The sequence below is a fragment of the Bacillus sp. FSL K6-6540 genome (assembly GCF_038007545.1).
The window spans coordinates 366,384-383,981 of sequence record NZ_JBBOXH010000001.1 but is presented as its reverse complement, the minus strand read 5'-3'; the positions used below and the strand labels follow the sequence as shown (position 1 = coordinate 383,981).

At 51.1% G+C, this 17,598-nt stretch carries 13 protein-coding genes; 1 reads left to right on the top strand and 12 read right to left on the bottom strand.

Annotated features, from left to right (window positions below):
- The 4 genes from MHH82_RS01725 to MHH82_RS01710 form a co-directional block, all read right to left on the bottom strand.
- Complete coding sequence (locus MHH82_RS01725; RefSeq protein WP_340962750.1) at nucleotides 1–1,056, bottom strand: ABC transporter permease; 1,056 nt, start codon at nucleotides 1,054–1,056, stop codon at nucleotides 1–3.
- A complete protein-coding gene (locus tag MHH82_RS01720; RefSeq protein WP_340962749.1) occupies nucleotides 1,049–2,581 on the bottom strand; it encodes an ABC transporter ATP-binding protein in 1,533 nt (510 codons plus the stop codon). Before MHH82_RS01720 ends, MHH82_RS01725 begins: the two co-directional genes overlap by 8 nt.
- A 395-nt stretch (nucleotides 2,582–2,976) precedes the next feature.
- Nucleotides 2,977–4,086 (bottom strand): BMP family lipoprotein, encoded by a 1,110-nt coding sequence (locus MHH82_RS01715; RefSeq protein WP_340962747.1) that lies wholly within the window; start codon nucleotides 4,084–4,086, stop codon nucleotides 2,977–2,979.
- Nucleotides 4,087–4,454: 368 nt separating this feature from the next.
- Nucleotides 4,455–4,643 (bottom strand): hypothetical protein, encoded by a 189-nt coding sequence (locus MHH82_RS01710; RefSeq protein WP_145040239.1) that lies wholly within the window; start codon nucleotides 4,641–4,643, stop codon nucleotides 4,455–4,457.
- A 174-nt stretch (nucleotides 4,644–4,817) separates the two neighbouring features.
- Between MHH82_RS01710 and MHH82_RS01705 the strand changes: the two genes are divergently transcribed.
- The gene (locus tag MHH82_RS01705; protein WP_340962746.1) at nucleotides 4,818–4,949 is read left to right on the top strand and encodes a hypothetical protein; all 132 of its coding nucleotides are present in this window, start codon (nucleotides 4,818–4,820) and stop codon (nucleotides 4,947–4,949) included.
- A gap of 119 nt (nucleotides 4,950–5,068) precedes the next feature.
- On the opposite strand, the gene MHH82_RS01700 is transcribed toward MHH82_RS01705, so the two are convergent.
- The 8 genes from MHH82_RS01700 to MHH82_RS01665 all read right to left on the bottom strand — a co-directional run bounded on the left by MHH82_RS01700 (nucleotide 5,069) and on the right by MHH82_RS01665 (nucleotide 17,589).
- Nucleotides 5,069–7,969 carry a DUF4855 domain-containing protein gene (locus MHH82_RS01700; RefSeq protein ID WP_340962745.1) on the bottom strand — a complete coding sequence of 967 codons (2,901 nt, stop codon included), beginning with the start codon at nucleotides 7,967–7,969 and terminating at the stop codon, nucleotides 5,069–5,071.
- Nucleotides 7,970–8,290: 321 nt separating this feature from the next.
- Nucleotides 8,291–9,841 carry an extracellular solute-binding protein gene (locus MHH82_RS01695; protein ID WP_012818554.1) on the bottom strand — a complete coding sequence of 517 codons (1,551 nt, stop codon included), beginning with the start codon at nucleotides 9,839–9,841 and terminating at the stop codon, nucleotides 8,291–8,293.
- Between the two features lie 107 nt (nucleotides 9,842–9,948).
- Complete coding sequence (locus MHH82_RS01690; protein WP_340962743.1) at nucleotides 9,949–10,815, bottom strand: carbohydrate ABC transporter permease; 867 nt, start codon at nucleotides 10,813–10,815, stop codon at nucleotides 9,949–9,951.
- A gap of 184 nt (nucleotides 10,816–10,999) precedes the next feature.
- Nucleotides 11,000–11,935 carry an ABC transporter permease gene (locus tag MHH82_RS01685; RefSeq protein WP_113059096.1) on the bottom strand — a complete coding sequence of 312 codons (936 nt, stop codon included), beginning with the start codon at nucleotides 11,933–11,935 and terminating at the stop codon, nucleotides 11,000–11,002.
- Nucleotides 11,936–12,109: 174 nt separating this feature from the next.
- Nucleotides 12,110–14,335, bottom strand: coding sequence for an AraC family transcriptional regulator (locus MHH82_RS01680; RefSeq protein WP_340962740.1), 2,226 nt, complete (start codon nucleotides 14,333–14,335; stop codon nucleotides 12,110–12,112).
- 385 nt (nucleotides 14,336–14,720) lie between these two features.
- Nucleotides 14,721–15,740 carry an SPFH domain-containing protein gene (locus MHH82_RS01675; RefSeq protein ID WP_251500343.1) on the bottom strand — a complete coding sequence of 340 codons (1,020 nt, stop codon included), beginning with the start codon at nucleotides 15,738–15,740 and terminating at the stop codon, nucleotides 14,721–14,723.
- 20 nt (nucleotides 15,741–15,760) lie between these two features.
- Nucleotides 15,761–16,561: a TPM domain-containing protein gene (locus MHH82_RS01670; RefSeq protein ID WP_251500339.1), complete on the bottom strand. Its 801-nt coding sequence runs from the start codon at nucleotides 16,559–16,561 to the stop codon at nucleotides 15,761–15,763.
- Nucleotides 16,558–17,589, bottom strand: coding sequence for a TFIIB-type zinc ribbon-containing protein (locus tag MHH82_RS01665; RefSeq protein ID WP_251500336.1), 1,032 nt, complete (start codon nucleotides 17,587–17,589; stop codon nucleotides 16,558–16,560). Before MHH82_RS01665 ends, MHH82_RS01670 begins: the two co-directional genes overlap by 4 nt.
- Between the last annotated feature and the right edge of the window lie 9 nt (nucleotides 17,590–17,598).

Here is a 17,598-nt window from a genome sequence, read left to right as displayed (position 1 = left end):
TTACTCCCCCTGCTTTTTATTTGCCGCGCGACGCAGCTTCAATTTACGGTACAGACGCTCGATCAAGATGCTGGTTGCCGCAAAATAGATAATGATGGCGATAATCGAATCGGCGATTTCCGGCGGAATCTCCGTCATGGCATTCATAAACCCTCTGCCCGAGTAGAGAATCCCGAAGAACAGGGCCGACACCAACACACCGATAGGTGCGTTGATTCCAAGCAGGGCTACGGCAATGCCGTCAAAGCCTTGGCTCGGCAGCACGCCGATCTGCATGCTGGAGGCATTCCCAGCATACTGTGCAACTCCCGCGAGGCCCGCGAGGCCGCCGGAGATGAACATGGACAGCACGATGCTGCGTTTGACAGCGATCCCCGCATATTCGGAAGCGTGCCGGTTGAATCCGACCGCCTTCAATTCGTATCCGAGCGTTGTTTTGTTAATAAGGAAAGCGACGACCAGAACAGCAATGACCGCGATAAAAAAGCCCAGATTGACATAAGAACCTTGGAACATATCGCTGAGCCACTGCTGATGCAGCATGGCTTCCGGTGGAAGCTGGCGCGATTCCGTCTCCAGGCTCGCCCCTTTGAAGTAACCCGGAATGACATAATAAACGGTCCAGTAGGCCGTCCAGTTCATCATGATCGTGGATACGACCTCATGCACGTTATATTTGGCCTTCAAAAAACCGGGAACGACCGCCCATAGTGCGCCGCCGATGAAACCGACCAGCACCATGACCAACAAGAGCAGAGCCCGCGGCAAATCCAGTGAAAGGCCGACAGCCGTTGCGCAGAAACCGCCGAACAGCATTTGGCCCGCAGCACCGATATTGAACAGCCCGGTACGGAAGGCAAAAGCCACGGACAAACCGGTCAAAATAAGCGGAGTCGCCGTCGCCAGCGTGTTACCGATCCGCTCCGGATTTTTGAGCCCGCCCTGGAGGAGATACTTATACCCTTCTACCGGATTATGTCCGGTCAGCGCCATAAGCAGTGCACCCGCGATGAGTCCTAACAGGACGGCAAGCAACGATTTTACGCTGTTATTCATGTGGTGCCTCCTCTTTTTGATACCCGGCCATCATCAGTCCGAGCTCTCTTTCGTTCGTTTCGGAGGTTTTTACGATACCTACCAGTTCACCATTATTGATAACGGCTATGCGGTCCGACAAATTCAGCACTTCATCAAGCTCCAGGGAAACCAGCAGAACGGCTTTCCCCTTGTCCCGCTGTTCGATCAGACGACGGTGAATATATTCAATCGAGCCTACGTCAAGGCCCCGGGTCGGCTGAACAGCAATAAGCAGATCCGGATCGCGCTCTACCTCGCGGCCGATGATGGCTTTTTGCTGGTTACCGCCGGACATCGAACGCACGATCGACCGGCCGCCCGTTCCGGAACGCACATCAAAGCTCTGAATGATATGCTCCGCATGCTTGCGGATCGCTGCCGGCTGCAGCAGCCCGTTCTTGGAATACGGTGGGCGGTTATACACCTCAAGGATCAAATTCTCTTCAATCGTATAATCCAGCACGAGGCCCCTCTTCTGGCGGTCCTCCGGAATGTGTCCGATTCCGCTCTCGTTCCGCTGACGGACGGAAAGTCCGTTAAGGGCCTTACCATTCAAGCTCACCGTCCCGCTCTCCGCTTGACGCAGGCCGGTAATGGCTTCCACCAGTTCCGTTTGACCGTTGCCGTCCACGCCGGCAATGCCCACGATCTCACCGGCATGCAGATCCAAGCTGAAGCCTTTGAGCGCATCGACTTTTTTACTGTTCTTTACGGTAAGCGACTGGATCTCAAGCACGGTCTTGCCCGGACGGCTCTCCTGCTTGTCCACCTTAAAGGAAACGCTGCGGCCTACCATCATTTCTGCCATCGCTTCGCGGCTTGTGTCGGCCACGTCAACGGTGCCGATCGTTTTTCCCCGGCGAATAACGGTGCATCGATCCGCAACCGCTTTAATTTCTTTCAATTTATGGGTGATTAGAATGATCGATTTGCCTTCATTCACCAGGTTTTTCATAATGCCCTGCAGATCTTCGATTTCCTGAGGGGTAAGCACGGCAGTCGGCTCGTCGAATATGAGCACTTCCGCATCGCGGTACAGCATTTTGAGAATTTCCACGCGCTGCTGCATCCCGACCGAGATATCCTCGATTTTGGCATAGGGGTCTACGTTGAGCCCGTATCGTTTGGACAGCTCCTCGACCCGCTTGGCTGCGGATCTCACGTCTAAACCAAAGTAATACTTGCGCGTCTCGCTGCCGAGAATAATATTCTCGGTCACGGTAAACGGCTCGACCAATTTAAAATGCTGATGCACCATCCCGATTCCAAGTTTGTTCGCGACGTTCGGATTCGAAATCCGCACGTCCTTGCCGTTGACTTTGATCACGCCACGGTCAGGCTGGTACATGCCAAACAGGATGCTCATCAGAGTCGACTTGCCCGCGCCGTTCTCGCCGAGCAGCGCGTGAACCTCGCCTTTCTTCAGTCTAATCGTGATATCGTCATTGGCCACGATCCCCGGAAATTCCTTGCGGATGCCCACCATCTCGACAACATAGTCCATGGTTTTGGGTCCTCTCCTTCTTTTATGTTGGATATCTTCCTGTTTATTATTTACCGCTAAAAAACGCGGATCGACTCACTTCCAAATAGCCCGAACGTAGTTCCATAGAGATGATTCTACATTCAATATCAGGATGCAATCGCTTGCGCTGATGATACTGTCTGATACCTAAAAAGCCCAAATCGTGGAGCCTATGCTTCGATGCTTGTTCCAAATACTTTTCGGGGGCCCCAAAACATATAAATGCGATTACAGAACTGCTTTCGCTTCGCTGAAATAACTTATAAATTCTAATACCTTAAAAAAAGACGGAAGGGAATCCGTCTTTTTTCATGGGTATCGCTGCTTTTCAAGTAAGCCTATCCACGCTTTGTAGATAACCTTGGTGTCTTGATTTATTTAATCAAATCGCCTTGCTCTGCGGCTACTTTAATTTCGCCGGCTTTGATCTTGCCAAACACTTCGTCAACTTGCTTCAGAACATCATCGCTCAGGTTCGGGTTCTTCTCAGGAAGGCCGACGCCGTCATTTGTGGCATCCAGCGTAAGCGTTTGTCCGCCCGGGAATTTGCCTTCGGTTTCGGCTTTGATCATATCGTAAGCCGCATTGTCGATTTTCTTAACAGCCGAAGTCAGTACAACCGACTTGTCGCCTTCGTATACGCCGTCTTGATATTGGTCAACGTCGACGCCGACGATCCAAACTTCGGATCCTTGCTGCACGCGAGTCTTCGCTTCATTAATCGCACCGACACCAACGCCGCCTGCTGCTGCGAAGATCACATTTACGCCACGGTCATACATCTGTGCCGCCAATTGGCTGCCTGCTGCAGTGTCGTCAAAGGTTCCCTGATATACAACGTTTTCTTTGTTAATCACCAGTTTCGTGCCGAGATTCTCGTTAGCATAAGCTACACCCTGTTGGAAGCCCCAGTTGAACTTCTGTACAGGCGGAATTTCCATGCCGCCGATAAAGCCTGCTTGTCCATCCTTCACATGAAGCGCAGTCGCTACGCCAGCCAGGAACCCGGACTCCTGCTCTGCAAAGAAGATGGATACGGTATTTTCCTTAACAACTGGATCGGCGTCTGCTGTAGGGCGTGGTGATCCATCGATAATAACGAATTTAGCGTCTGTGTACTTTTCCTGTGCTTTAAACACAGCCGTCTCAAATTTGAAGCCCGGCGTTACGATTAATTTATATCCGGCATCGTAAAGGTTTACAATTTCCTTCGAATAATCAGCCTCTGTCTGTCCAGCTGGCTTCAGGTATTTATGCTTAATGTTGAAGTCTTTACTCGCCTTCTCAATACCTTCATATGTGCCTTGGTTAAACGACTTGTCATCGATCGTTCCCGCATCTGTGACCATCCCTACCATGAAGTTTGCCTTAGGTGCGTCGCCGCCTGCGCCGCCGCTTGGCTCTGACGCCGGTTTGTCGCCGCAACCCGCCAGCATTGTGACAGATAACGCCAAACTGATTAAAGATATGACCCCTTTTTTCATTAAGGATAACCCTCCTAGGTATATATGCCCGAATACTAGATTCGCGCTATTTACAATATATTAATAAAAGTGACCCTTTTCAACATAAATTTGGGTGAATCTGTCAAACTGCATCTGTGCCGCGGTGAAACGTTTAAGACATGTTTTATTCCAATTCTAGTAGAGATAGGGAGACGTAATTTTCGCATCGTTGATTTGACGGTTTTTATAGATAACACGGGGATTACAGGCGGTGTGATACGAAGCGTGTGCAAGGATTCAGACCCTTTGATTTGGTAAAAAATAAATGCGCTTTACGAAAAGAAAGCACCTTGGCCAAGGTGCTTATAAACATGCTGTTCATTCGATGAATGGCTGTGAATGATTATTCACTTGCGGCGGATTTTCATCATGCGGTTATATGTAATGAATGCGGCAATAATCATCGCGATAAAACCTAAATCGCTCGCCGACTTCGGCGACATGCCAAACACGCCCGCCAAACTCGTGACCAAGTTATTCGTAAGCAGCGCCACCGCAATCAGCATGACCGGACGCCACACGCTGTACCTTTTCATCCTCGCAACACCCCCAGGCCAGATTCACAGCTTTATAAGAACCCCAGATGACTAAAATTGCCTAATCTATTAGATGCATTATACCATGAATAAGTATGCGTTTACATTAATCTCGATTTCAAGCAGTATGAATTTTTCAGTAGCCCGCAATTACTTCATTATATGAGTCGTGATATGAGTCGTGTTCATAAACATCGGGATGCATCAGATATTTATCATACGGTCATCAAGACCGATTCGAAAGCAAAAGCCATAGATCACAGCGTGGAAATCACGCTGCGTCCATGGCTTTTTTACGAAACATAAATTAATTATCATGCATTATGCCGCGACAGAAATTATCACGGAATGCCCTCATCCTAAATCAACATCATGGAAATCAGGACGTATACCATCGGAAGTTAAGCTTGTGCAAGAAATAAACGTCAGTCCTTTTTATTGTACTCGAATGAAATCTTAACGGGAGCCGACATTCCTTCCATAGAGAGATAGGCGTCGCAGGTTCCCTTTAAATTGCCGGTAAGCTTGATCGTGAATTGGAAACTCCCCGTTTCCGTACTGGTCGTCTGGCCTTCGTACCGAACTTTCCCTTTCGAATCGAGTATTTTCAAATCCACTTGGGACTGACTGCCGTTCACGACCAGACCGTCGATCGTCAATTTCTTCGCAGCGGCATCCACCACGGCTCTTGCGCCGTCGATTGTAGTGCCACCCCCCGCATGGCCGTCAACGCCGAGAACTTCGATTTCATCAAGGAAGACCCAGACGTTGACCGGGAATTCCACTTTAACGTAGCGGGCAGACACTTTATCGGCTCCCGATTCCCCCGGCACACCGTCTGTTATCCCGCTCCAACCCACGAACTCGGCCGAGGCAGCATCCTGTGCCGGTGGCGGAGTAACGGTTGCCAGCGTGCTCCAGGACTCGCCGTCAGATGAAACGGAAAAAGTGACGTTCTGAGGGAAATAGATGCCGGGTCCTTGATCCTGAAGAAAATGGGCTCTAATGGCCCCGATCGATTTGTTGCCGCCCAAATCAAACGTGATGGTGCGGCTTCGTTCGTCAGGGTAGTCGCTTCCCGCATGGGCCTGCCACTGCTCGGTGCGGTAATCCGTCCCGCCGAATCGGCCGTCCGTAAGTTCGTTCCCGGAATCGGGATAGTTGCTGTTAGGCTGCTGTGAAATTGTATAGCTTTGGCCAAGAACCAGATTGCTGAGTCCCCCTTCGTCAGACCAGGTATGAATGAGAACTTGGGCGTAGGTATCAAGCAGCGTTGCTGCCGGGACCGAAATCAACCCTTGCGCTTGGACGGCCGGGTCGTGAATGTGCGCGAGAAAATCCTGCATATACGTCACGGCTTCCTTCGGCTTGTTATCGTCCAAAAGAAGCTTGATGGTCTGCAATCGATACGTCAAATCATTACCAAAAGCCGGCTTGATTTCGTTCGATGCGACATAACGCTGTACAACCTCCGCCATCGTCTCCGGCGCCGGGCTGCTATCGATGGCGTACGTTCCGTTCAAATACTGGTACAGCCAGTCATACATTAAACGCAAACTTGGATCCTTGCTTACCCCTAAGTTGTATACTGCATTATTGCCTTGATAGTGAGCTCTGAAGCCATTTTGCATCAGACCGGATCTGACGCCGCTGTCCAAGTATTCGACAAAACGCTGACGAAGTACGGGATCTGTCAGCATTCCGTCATCAAATTCAACTTCGTTCCCCATTCCGTATCGCTTTGCAGTATTCGTAGCATCGTCCAGACGGTCGGAATCCATTCCGCCGAAGAAATAGTTAGGCTGAAGCGCCGCGGCATCGAACCCTACGTCTTTCCACATAAACATTTTGTAAGCATAGGAGTGTGGAATCCAGAAAACCTTCATGTTCATGGCGTGCACTTTATCCGACACCATGCGAGCTATGTCCGGTCCCGATTCGGATATGTCGATTTGTTCCGGCATCCAGTACATGCCGACAAGCTCAAGATTCGAGTAGTTGGCAGCCTGCCATCTTTGCCGGGTCTGGTCCAGCCACCACTGCACCGCTTTTCCTCTGTTTTCAGACGCTTTTTCTTTGCCTACGACGGAGTCGTTGAAATTTAAGGAACCGCTACCGTCAATGTCGCCAAAATTGGTTAAGGATTCCCCTGGATTCGGAATCATTAACACAACCTTGACTTGATGATCGGGCTGTTTCAGCTTGGCCCCAACTTCCTTGGCAGCCTCATTCAACTGCTGCATATCGCCCGTGGCTGCAAATGTTTTATCCAAATACCATTTCCAATCGTCCAGGTTCGTTTGTCCCTGACCGAAATCGCGACCGGCAGGCGAAGCAATCCCGAGATATAGAACGCCGTCATAAAGCCAATCGACCGGCTCGCCGTCTTTATTTACATAACTGATATTAGGGATAATCCGTTCCTTTTTCCAATCGCCCAAACCATTCGCATATTGTCCGTTATAAAACAGATTCAGATTCCGGATCCCGGCCGTAGCTTCCCCCGGCTCCAAAAAACGAGGCTGCTCGGCAGGAACCTTTACCGCTCCTTCAATCTTGCCGTCCATACCCATAATTTCGATTTCGTCAATATATTCCCACTGTGTAGGATGCATATAAAAGGTCACCTTCACATAACGGGCATAAGCCAGCTTGCCTTCCGTATTCCCGCCTTTGATTCCATCCCGGCTGCCATCCCATTCAAAGGTCTCCTGTCTGGGTGGTCCTTCTCCCCACAGAAGCTGCGTAGCGTTATGGGAAAGCAGCCCCCAATTTTCCTTATCGTCGGAGACATACATCGATACCGACAGCGGCACGAGAATCGAATTCGTAGGAAAATCTTGAAAGAAATTAGCCGTGATCTTTCCAATTGACTTTTCCTCACCGAGATCGAACACAACTTCGCGAGCCTTTCCGCGCAGATGTCCTACCCATGCCGGGTCGTTCATATCCAATGCGCCGTATGTTCCGTCCGTAAGCTTGTATCCGTCATCGGGATGCGAAGCTTCCGGAGCTTCAGACCATTCATACGGAAGGCCTGCCGCGAGATTGCGAAATTGCGTCTCCTGCACTGACGAAGATGCTGCCGCTTGATTTTCGTCTATTCCTTGTGGTGCCTGTTCCGCTGCCGGTTCACCAGCATCCGTCAGTTGATCTAGTTCGACCTGTGGATGACCTGTATCCTTTCCTGCTTCCATCTGGTCTGCACCTGCCGCCTGCAGGACGGTCACATCCGGAACAAGTGATTTCGCCTGAACCGCAGAGAGCGGAGTCAGTAGTAATACGGCTGCCATTAATCCGGATAACCATTTTTTATTCAAATTCATCAAGGCCAGCTCCTTTTCTTTATTCTCGAGTACAGAAATATCAAAAACTTTAAATCCTTATTTCTGTTCCGGGTGAACGCTAGATTTTAATCCCCCCTTTCGCGAATTCCGCCATAAGCAAGCAGCAAAGCGTATAAGATCGGCTTCCTCCGGAAGAGGAAGCCGTCACCGCCGCATCCAGTGCCGCCAGCGGGGCGAAGTTTCCAGTGGGCAACAGCATTAGTACAGCGCAGCCAAACACTCCGCACTTCAAGCGATCTGAGGCGTAGATAAACAGTGGATAAGCAAACTTCGGTTTATCCGTGTTCAAGTGATTCTGTTTTATTCCGCCTTTGCCGCCAGGAACTCGTCAATTTGCTTTTGCAGCTCCTGCTGAATCTTGTGGAGGGCGGGGCCGGCTTCCGCTTCGAATTTCTTCAATGTGTCCTCCGGATCGATAACCCCGTTAAACAGCGCCGTGTAGTATTGCCCGTCGACCGTATTGTACTGGCTGACTTCGTTCTGCACCGGAGTACTGTCAAATTCGAAGCCGGCCAAAATGTCGGTAGTGAACATGTCGGCATCGCGAAGCACGGCATCCATTTCATCATTCTGCGGATCGCCACCTACAACACTGCGCTCATCGACCGGATTCCATAGCCAGACATAGCCGAATGCGGAGTAGCCGGATGTATCCAGGTTTTTCATTTTGTCTTCTCCTACCGCTTCCCAGTGCTTTCCTTCGATTCCATAAGAGAGCAGGTCGTAGTTTTCCTTCTCATTCGCCCAGTTCAGGAACATAATCGCCCGCTCCTTGTTCTTGCTCACCTTCGGAACAGCGAGGAAATTCCACTGTTTAAAATTGGTCAAATTCGCGCCTTTTTCCGGGTTAAAGAAGGTGACCGTTTCCAGCTCGCCTCCCGGTACGTTGTTCTTGAACGTGTTCTTGAGGGAATCGCCGATGCCGAACGCGCCGTTCGTGACGATTGCTACTTTGCCTGCCGATATTGGCTGGTGAAAATCTTTTGTCGTCAAAATGTCCTTGAAGATCAGTCCGTCTTTAAACCACTTGTGCGTGTTCGCCAGCCACGTTCCGATCGGCTCCCGATCCTCCAGCAAATTGTAAACTTTGCCGTCATTGTTCTTGTAGTAGAGCATCAGGCTGTTGCCCAGGGCGTGGGTCGGTCTGACATGGGTTTCGTAATCGTTCAGCGCATGGTGAGCGACAAATGAATAAGTGGCGGAGCCTGCGCTCATCGGGATAATGCCTTTCTCTTGCTCCTTTACCTTGTAAGCGAAAGCTATCAATTCTTCATATGTCTTGATCGGCGGTACGCCCAGCTTCTCGCGAATGTCTTTGCGCACCATGTACGAATTGCCGGACATGTAGCTGACGCCGAGCGGAACGGCCATAATTTTGCCGCCGTATTTGTTGTAGTCCCACATTTGCTGCGGCCGTTTCTCCAGCACCGTTTGGCCGTACTTGGCCAACAGGTCATCCAGCGGTTCATAGAATCCGTTTGCAATCATCTGATTGATGTGCAGCCATGGCGCATCGAAGATGAGATCGATGTTTTCGCCGGAAGCAAGCGTTACCTGTGTCTTTTGCGCCAGATCGGACCAGGGTACGAAGACGACGTCGAGCTTGACGTTGATCGTATCCTTCATCCGCTTTTCTGCCTCGGCGATGACCAAATCCATATCCGACGGCCGATCGCCGGGAATCATGATTTTCAGCGTCACCTCTTCAAGTTTGGCGTCATCGCTGGCGCTGTCTCCGGTTTGACCCGACGGTCCGGGCGTCTTCCCTTCCCCTTCGTTTTTGCCCGAACAACCCGCAATCGCGATGAGCGCAATCAATAACACAAGCGCGATGGACAATAATCTTTTCATGGTTCCTTCCCCCTGAATCAATAATAGAGAAAATAGGCGGATGAGCCGGTTCATAAACAGCAGCGATTGAAAGCTCGAACCGGCCAAACGCCTTCACGTTTGCGGCTCTACCCTTTTACCGAACCAAGCGTCAAACCTTTTATAAAGAAGCGCTGGATGAAGGGATAGACGAACACGATCGGGCCGATGGTAACGCAGACGATCGCCAGCTGCATGCCATAGGTCGGCACGACGACGTTGTACTGCGTCTGGCTCCCGCTCACATAAGCCATAACATTCAAATTGGACATAAGCTGGCGGATCATCATCTGCAGCGGCAGCATTTTGTGATTGTCGATAAACAGCAATGACAAGTACCAGTCGTTCCAATATTGCAGCGCGTAAAACAGGCTCACCGTGGCGATAACAGGCAGCGAAATCGGCCAGATGATGCGAAAGAAAATATAGAGATCATTGGCGCCGTCCACAGTCGCAGCTTCATTCAATTCATACGGCAGCGTCCGGTAGTATGAGACAAGAATGAAGGCATAGAACGGATTAAGCAGATAGGGCAAAATGAGCGCCCACACCGAGTCTTTCAGCTGCAGCCAGTTGGCGATCAGCATGTAAAAGCCGACAAGTCCTGCACCGAACAGCATCGTCAGGAAGGTTAGAAACGATAAAATATTGCGGTACTTCACTTTCCGGTGGCTCAGCGTGTACGCATAGGCAGCTGTCAAGAGTACGCCCAGCGCCGTGCCGGCGATCGTCACGATAATCGTAATACCGTAGCTTAGAAACACCTGCTTGCCGGAAAGCAGAAATTTGTACGCATGGAGGCTGAATTTGCTCGGCAGCAACTGGTATCCCGCCGTCTGCAGAAGCGATTCATCGGCGAACGAGTTGATGAACACAATCCAGAACGGAATGAAGCAAAACAGCGCATAAGCGCCCAGCACCGCGTACATCAAAACAAGAAACAACCGTTCTCTCACTTCGATCACACCTTAACTGGTTGGGACTGAAGCAAAGGGCCGGTTCGGAGCTGGAGAAACGCAAGTGGTCGCCTTTGTTCCCGAATCGTATCCGCTTAACGAGCTTATACGATCATAACGATTCGGGGACAACAGCGATCGGAAGCCCAAGTCCGGCCTCATGCCAACTCGCCCAACCTTCCTTTTAGAATAGTCTTGAATCCGCGTCCACCTTGCGCGCAATCGCATTGAAGATCAGAATCGTGACAAGCCCCATGCAGGACTGGTACACGACAACGGCAGCGGACATGCTGAAGTTCCCCAGCTGCCTCAGCGCACGAAACGCATACGTATCGATGACATCTGTCGTTGGAAACAGTATGCCGTTATCTCCGATGATCGCGTAAATCATGCCGAAATCGCCGTAGAAAATACGGCCAATGCCAAGCAGCGCCAATATCATCACGGTCGGCCGCATCAACGGCAGCGTTATGTAGAGCATTTGCTGCATCCGGCTCGCGCCTTCTATTCGGGCGCTCTCGTAATATTCCGAGGAGATGCCCGTAATGACGGCCAAAAAAATAATGGAATTATAGCCGGCAATCTTCCAGGCGCTAATGACGGTTAAGATATACGGCCATACGCCAGGCGTCAAATACCAGTCCACTCCTTCGTAGCCAAGGGCGGCAAGCGCGCGGTTAATCAGCCCCTCGGATGTGCTGAATAGCGTCAACGTCATCATGCTGACGACAAGCCAAGAAATGAAATACGGTAAAAAAATAAACGATTGCGTGATTCGCTTGAACAGCCTGTTACGGATTTCGTTCAGAAAGATAGCCAGCACGACCGCGCTGCCGAGACCGGTTACGAGAAACAGTGCATTCAGGAAAACGGTATTCAGCGTCACCCGCAGCCAGTCTTTCCCATTGAAGAAAAACTCGAAGTTTTTAAATCCGACCCATTCGCTCCCCCATATTCCATCGGATAGTCGGTAATCCTGGAAGGCGAGCAGATGCCCGGCCATGGGCATATAAGCAAATACGACCAGAAACGCAATGCCGGGCAGCGCCAGTAAGTACAAATACCGGTTCCGCGACAGCTCGCGCACAAACGACCCGCCGAACCTTCTACGTCGCTCCAAAGAGCGCCCCTCCTTTCTTGTGCGGCTTGCAGGATTCGAACGGAGCCATCGTAGCATTCACGGTTGCGGCTTGCCTAGTTCTCATTGGCCGGATTCGGTTCTCGCGCGGCCGATTTGCGAGCGTTCGGCCAGTTGTTATTGGTCTGGCCGGTTCTCAATCGCCCGCTGACCTTTCTAATTCGCAGAGTTCCCGGCTATCTGCCGCGTCCGCTCCATCCGCTCGTCCGCCTTGCTGTCGCGGTATTGACTCGGCGTCATGCCGGTCGCTTTTTTAAATGCGGTGAAAAAGTGGCTTTTCGTCTGAAAACCGGACTGCTCTGCAATTTCGGTGATCTGCATGCTGGTCTGCTCCAGCAGCTCCTTAACCTTCCCGAGCCGCTCGTTCAAGATGAAATTCGATAGAGGCATGCCATAATGTTCGTGAAACAGCTGCCGGACGTATTTGGCCGACAAAGCGATATGGTCAGCGATATCGTCTACCGACAGCATCGGGTCATGGGTATGGTAGCGGACGTACTCGATGATTTCCCCAATCAGCTTTTCCTTGCGATTGAATCCCTTTTGGTCGCTAAGCTGCCGGATCATCAGCCCGGTCTCTTCCTTCAGCCATTCGCGAACCTCGGTAAGCGTGGCGAACTGCCTCAAGTGGCGCTCAATCCCTTCAACACTCTGGATAGACATCACTTTGCTGAACGACTTGACGATCGTAAACAGAAGCAGCTTCAGTTGGAATTGGCACTCGGTATATTTCATCGTCTGCAGGCGCGTGAACACCTCATCCAGCATGGCCAGCACCTTCTCCTCTTTGCCGCTTCGAATCGTCTGGATCAAGCTTTCATGCACGGCGGAGTCGATCGGCGCCTGTAAATCGGCATATCGTTCAAAGTCTTGTTCGACGTAGATTTTGTCATCACCGCTGACAAACTTGAATAATGTCAGTTCGTTCATGTCGTCGTATACTTTGCGTAAATCGTCATGTACGCGCCGCGCTTCGCTTTCGGCGATCGTCACGTCCAGCTTTACGTAACGGCTGACTTGACGGCTAAGCTCCTTGAGCTCTTGGGTCAACTCGGGATCAGGGAGGGAACTGGCCGTGCCAACCAGCACGACCAGATGGTCGGTCCCAAAATCGACCACCTCGATCGGCCGTTCTGATGTGCCAAGCAGCTCCTCTGCGATATTGCCGATTGCATACTTGAGCAGCTTGCGAGAGAAGAAATCATACCGCTCGGATATCTCGTAATAGGAATCGATCTTGATAACAGCCAACCGAAGCCACTCATAGTCAAGCAGGCACGATTCGCGGATAATCGCCGCTCTGGCGCCGTCGCTCAGCCTGCCCTGCAGCAGCCATTGCCGCAAATATTCGGTCTTGATCAGCGGATAATGATCGCGAAGCATAACGACGCCCTGCTCGATAACGCCGTAATCGTTCTCCCCCTTCACGCCCAGCTTCCGCTGCAGTTGATCCGCCAGCCGGCGGAATGGCCCGACGAAACGGCGCGAATTCCAATAGGCGACCAGGAGCAGCGCCACGAGCAGCAGGAGCGAGCAGACGATGATGACTGTTTTGAACGCCCCGGCCTTTTCGCGGAATTGCTTCATTTCAGTGACGGATATAATGGTCCACTCCGGCGATCCCATCCGCGCATAGTTGACGAATGCTTTTCCTCCGGCGCTGTTCATCTCGAATGATCCCCGCTTCTGCCCCGTCTGGATGTTATCGATGGTCTCCTCGAGCCGACCATCCCCTTCGCCCAGAATCAATCTTCCTCGATCATCCACGATCGAGAGCAGTGTATCAGCTCTCTCGTCGCCTGAGATCAAATGCTTCTGCAGCTCCTTCTTGTCGAACAGGACGACAAGATACCCGTCCCGGTTTTTCTGCACAGGTGTCGAAGGAAGCTGAAGCGCCAAATACGATTGGTTTCCTATCCGGTGATCAAAATAGCGGAGGAAATTCCCGGGAGTGCGCTCGATTCGCTGCAGCATCGCCTGATCGGCAAATTCCTCGAACGAAAGCAATCCAGCTTTGGCGTCGATCACCTCACGTTTGCGGATGCTGAATAAGTAAGCGGTTTCAATATAAGGCTCGTGAGATAAATATTTAGATAACACCCCCATCGTGCTGGCATTTTGAAGCAGGTTGTCGGCTGAAGCATACATCCAGTTTTGCACGGAATGATCCTCGTACATGGTCAGGCTGTACCATTTCAGCTTGGCCAGGATGTACTCGACCCGCTCCGCCATTTCGTCGATGCGGTCCTGATTAAACGTTCCCATCTGCGAGTATGCGAAATGGGAAAACCGGTTGGCCAGAAACAACGAGAACGGTATGATGGTCATTGCAAAAAAGATGCCGCTAATCACAAATATGCGCCAGGATGTCGATCTGAACATAGTATCCCCCTGTCCCCCTTCGTCTTTCGGAGTTCTCTTATGACCGATATGTCCTATCATAATGTACCCTTTTTCCATTTGCCTAGTTCTCATTTGTCCGTCAAGTTCTATTTCTCCGGATTCGCACTGCAGCACCTTCCTTCCTGCCCTCGGAGGCTGTTCTTCATTCCAGTTGTGAGCCACTTCCTGCGGAAAGGTAGATACATAACTCAGCTACGGCGTTCATAGCAAAAAAGCCCCCTCACTTGATGAGTGAGGGGGCTGTCGTGAGTTAAATTTACTTTTATATAGAAGAAATAACGCAGTTCGTATCGTTTTAACCGTGACATCAAAACCTTTAGGTCCATCCCAAGGTTGTGCATTTATTCGTGCTGTTGGCTTTCATTCAACCCAGCTTATGACCACAATTTGGACAGAAGTTCGCCCCTTCGTTCTTCGCGCCGCAGTTCGGGCAGAAATTGGGCTTCTTGTTTCCTTCGGAAGAGGACGAGGCTGCTGGGGCGGATTGCTCCTTCGCGTCCGGAGACTGCTGGCTTTGATTTTGATTGTTTTGGCCCTGGTTCTGATTCATATTTTTCATCATTTCATTGGCCATGTTCATCCCCATCATCATGCCTGCCATATCCGAAGCCGCACCGCCGCCTTTCACCTTGCCGGACGCGATCCCGTCCGTCATGCTGACCTGCTGGTACTTTTGCAGATTGCCGATCATTTCATGGGAGGCCGTCTTCGTGATCATGTCCTGAATTTCCTTCGGATAATTGAAGCTCATCACCTGGAAGCCGGTAATCGTCATCCCGTTATCCATCACTTCCATGTCGAGGTCTTCCCGAATCCCTCTGGCGATGTCGGAAGCGTTCGCCTGCAGATTAAACATGTCCTTGCCTTCACGGCTGATCCACTTCATCAACAATTGATCGAGCACCGAACTGATCCGGATTTTCACGTCCTCCACAAGGTAGCTCTCCTTGATCCCGGCAATCCTGTCGATCAGCGTTACGTAATCGTTCACTTTAAAATTAAACGTGCCGTTGGCGCGGATTGGCATGCCGCCCGGCAGCTGCGGCGTCGGGATCAGAACCGGATTCTGCGTACCCCATCGAACGGTGAATTCCTTGGTGTTCACGAACAGCACTTCCACGCGCATACCGCTGTTAAAGCCGAATTTAAAACCCTTTAGGGTAGAAAGGAACGGAATGATGTCTGAGTCGATGTTATATACGCCTTCATCCTCGAAAATCCCTTCGATTTTGCCGTTATTGATGAATATCGCATCCTGACCGGAGCGAATGACCAGCTTGCTTCCTTTTTTGATCTCCCGATTGCGCCATTTCCAGAAAATCATGTCATCTCTAAACTCTTCCCATTCCACTACGTTGGAGAATTGGTTCTTGAAAAATCCCATTGATGCTCCATCCCTTCCCATTAAAATTTCCCGCTGCTGCTGCTGTGCGAATGGCCGCCGCCGGTGACGCCGCCTCCGCCTCCGCCACCCGAGCCGCTGCTCGTGTTGCGCTCTATTTTCCGCTTTGTCACGGTTGTTCTGATATATCGGTCCTGCTGATTCAAGATCCCCGATGTGCTGGCATCCTCATAGGTCCGGCTGTTAACCGTGACCCGCCCGCCGGAGCGGTAAGCCATGATGCCCACGGCGATCGCGCCGATGGCAGCGGCAGCTCCCAGCTGAAACCAGAGATTAAATACAATATTATCCGGGTTCACGTCCGGCTCAAAGCCCATGTACCGATGAGCGGTTTTGATGTATTTTTCAAAAGCCTGCTTGTAATTGCCGCTCGACAAGTCCGGAGTAATCTTGCTGCGTATTTTGGTCAGTCTCCCGGAATCGAGATACTTCTCAGCCTTATAATAACCTTCCAAATGCACGTTACGAGAACCGTCACGAGCACTCATTACAATGGTTAAAATAGCGGTATTCCCGTGCGGCTTATCATATCCGGGGGCATACTCATCGTAAAAGTTTTCGGTCCATAACTCATAATCATCATTCGGGACACTGTTAACGGTAAGTATCATAAAATCCGTCTCGCGTTCGGCGCCGTACTCATTCGCCATCGCATTCAGCTCATTCCGTTCTTCCGGACTAAGCAGATTCGCTTCATCAAAGATCAAAGGCTTATCATCCGCGGCTTTGACGATCCCGGAGGGCGCTATCAAATATACCGTTAGTAAAAATAAGACCGTCCATAACGCATATCGTCTTCTCACAGGAACCCTCCTCCCATTGCCCAGGAGATCAGCTTCAAGGATAGCAAGGAGACGCCCGAAATGCCCGCGAACCACCCGGCCACCTTCGCTTTGCTGATCGGCGGCTTGCCGACCACCTTGCCCGTCTGGCCGTTCATCGCAAACGTATACTCCGATTTGTTGTAATCATAGTGCACCATCCATACCGGAAGGAGAACGTAATCGGCCTGTTTCTTGGTGGTATCGATCCGTTTGTTGGTATAACTCACGGTCGTGTATCCTGAGACCGCCGACGAAATATACGAATCAATGAAGGAGCTGATCTTTTCCTTAGCGCGCGGAAGAAGCTGCTCGTCGTCATGGCTGTATTTTTCCGCTATGTACCCGGCCAGATAAGGCGTCTTGAATTCCTTCAGCTGCTGATAGGGAAAAGGCTCCAGTTTATCCATCAGCTCATCGTTCATTTTCTCGGAAGCATCGATCGGCACCTTCACGTAATTCAAGCGAATCTTCCGGTAGATGTCGAAATGCTCGGTCTCCGTGAACTGGTAATCTCCTTGCGTGTAAGTTCTCACCTTGGTGCCTTGGCCATGAACCTCAACCCGATTATGCAGCTCATACAGCCAGAAGGGGACGTAGATCCCGGTGATGCCCTTGATCCGGTCCGCTGTCATAAATCCGCTTGGCGTCAACAGGCCGTTCCGGCACCATTTCTTGAACGCCTTCATCGCCTCTTCCTTCGTAATCGAAAAAGGGATGACCTTCACCGGTGCCAGCTCGCCGCTCAACCGGTCGCTGAGCACGACGGCCGATCCGCAGAAGCTGCAGGTCGTGGCACTGGTCTCCGGCTCGGTCACGATCACGGCTCCGCAGCTGTTGCAATGGTACTCCTTTACCTCGTCTTCCGCGAACACCTGCTTCTTCAGCGGGTCGGGGATTTCCTCGATATTGTCTTTTCTTCCGCAGCTGGGGCAAGACAACATTCCCGTATCGCCGTCAAAAACCATGCCGCTGCCGCAGTTCGGACATTTGTATTCAATTACCGGCATTTGCTCACC

Coding starts and splice junctions, on each gene's coding strand:
- MHH82_RS01725 (WP_340962750.1), bottom strand. CDS start 1,056: ATGAATAACAGCGTAAAATCGTTGCTTGCCGTCCTGTTAGGACTCATC.
- MHH82_RS01720 (WP_340962749.1), bottom strand. CDS start 2,581: ATGGACTATGTTGTCGAGATGGTGGGCATCCGCAAGGAATTTCCGGGG.
- MHH82_RS01715 (WP_340962747.1), bottom strand. CDS start 4,086: ATGAAAAAAGGGGTCATATCTTTAATCAGTTTGGCGTTATCTGTCACA.
- MHH82_RS01710 (WP_145040239.1), bottom strand. CDS start 4,643: ATGAAAAGGTACAGCGTGTGGCGTCCGGTCATGCTGATTGCGGTGGCG.
- MHH82_RS01705 (WP_340962746.1), top strand. CDS start 4,818: ATGAGTCGTGTTCATAAACATCGGGATGCATCAGATATTTATCATACG.
- MHH82_RS01700 (WP_340962745.1), bottom strand. CDS start 7,969: ATGAATTTGAATAAAAAATGGTTATCCGGATTAATGGCAGCCGTATTA.
- MHH82_RS01695 (WP_012818554.1), bottom strand. CDS start 9,841: ATGAAAAGATTATTGTCCATCGCGCTTGTGTTATTGATTGCGCTCATC.
- MHH82_RS01680 (WP_340962740.1), bottom strand. CDS start 14,335: ATGTTCAGATCGACATCCTGGCGCATATTTGTGATTAGCGGCATCTTT.
- MHH82_RS01675 (WP_251500343.1), bottom strand. CDS start 15,740: ATGGGATTTTTCAAGAACCAATTCTCCAACGTAGTGGAATGGGAAGAG.
- MHH82_RS01665 (WP_251500336.1), bottom strand. CDS start 17,589: ATGCCGGTAATTGAATACAAATGTCCGAACTGCGGCAGCGGCATGGTT.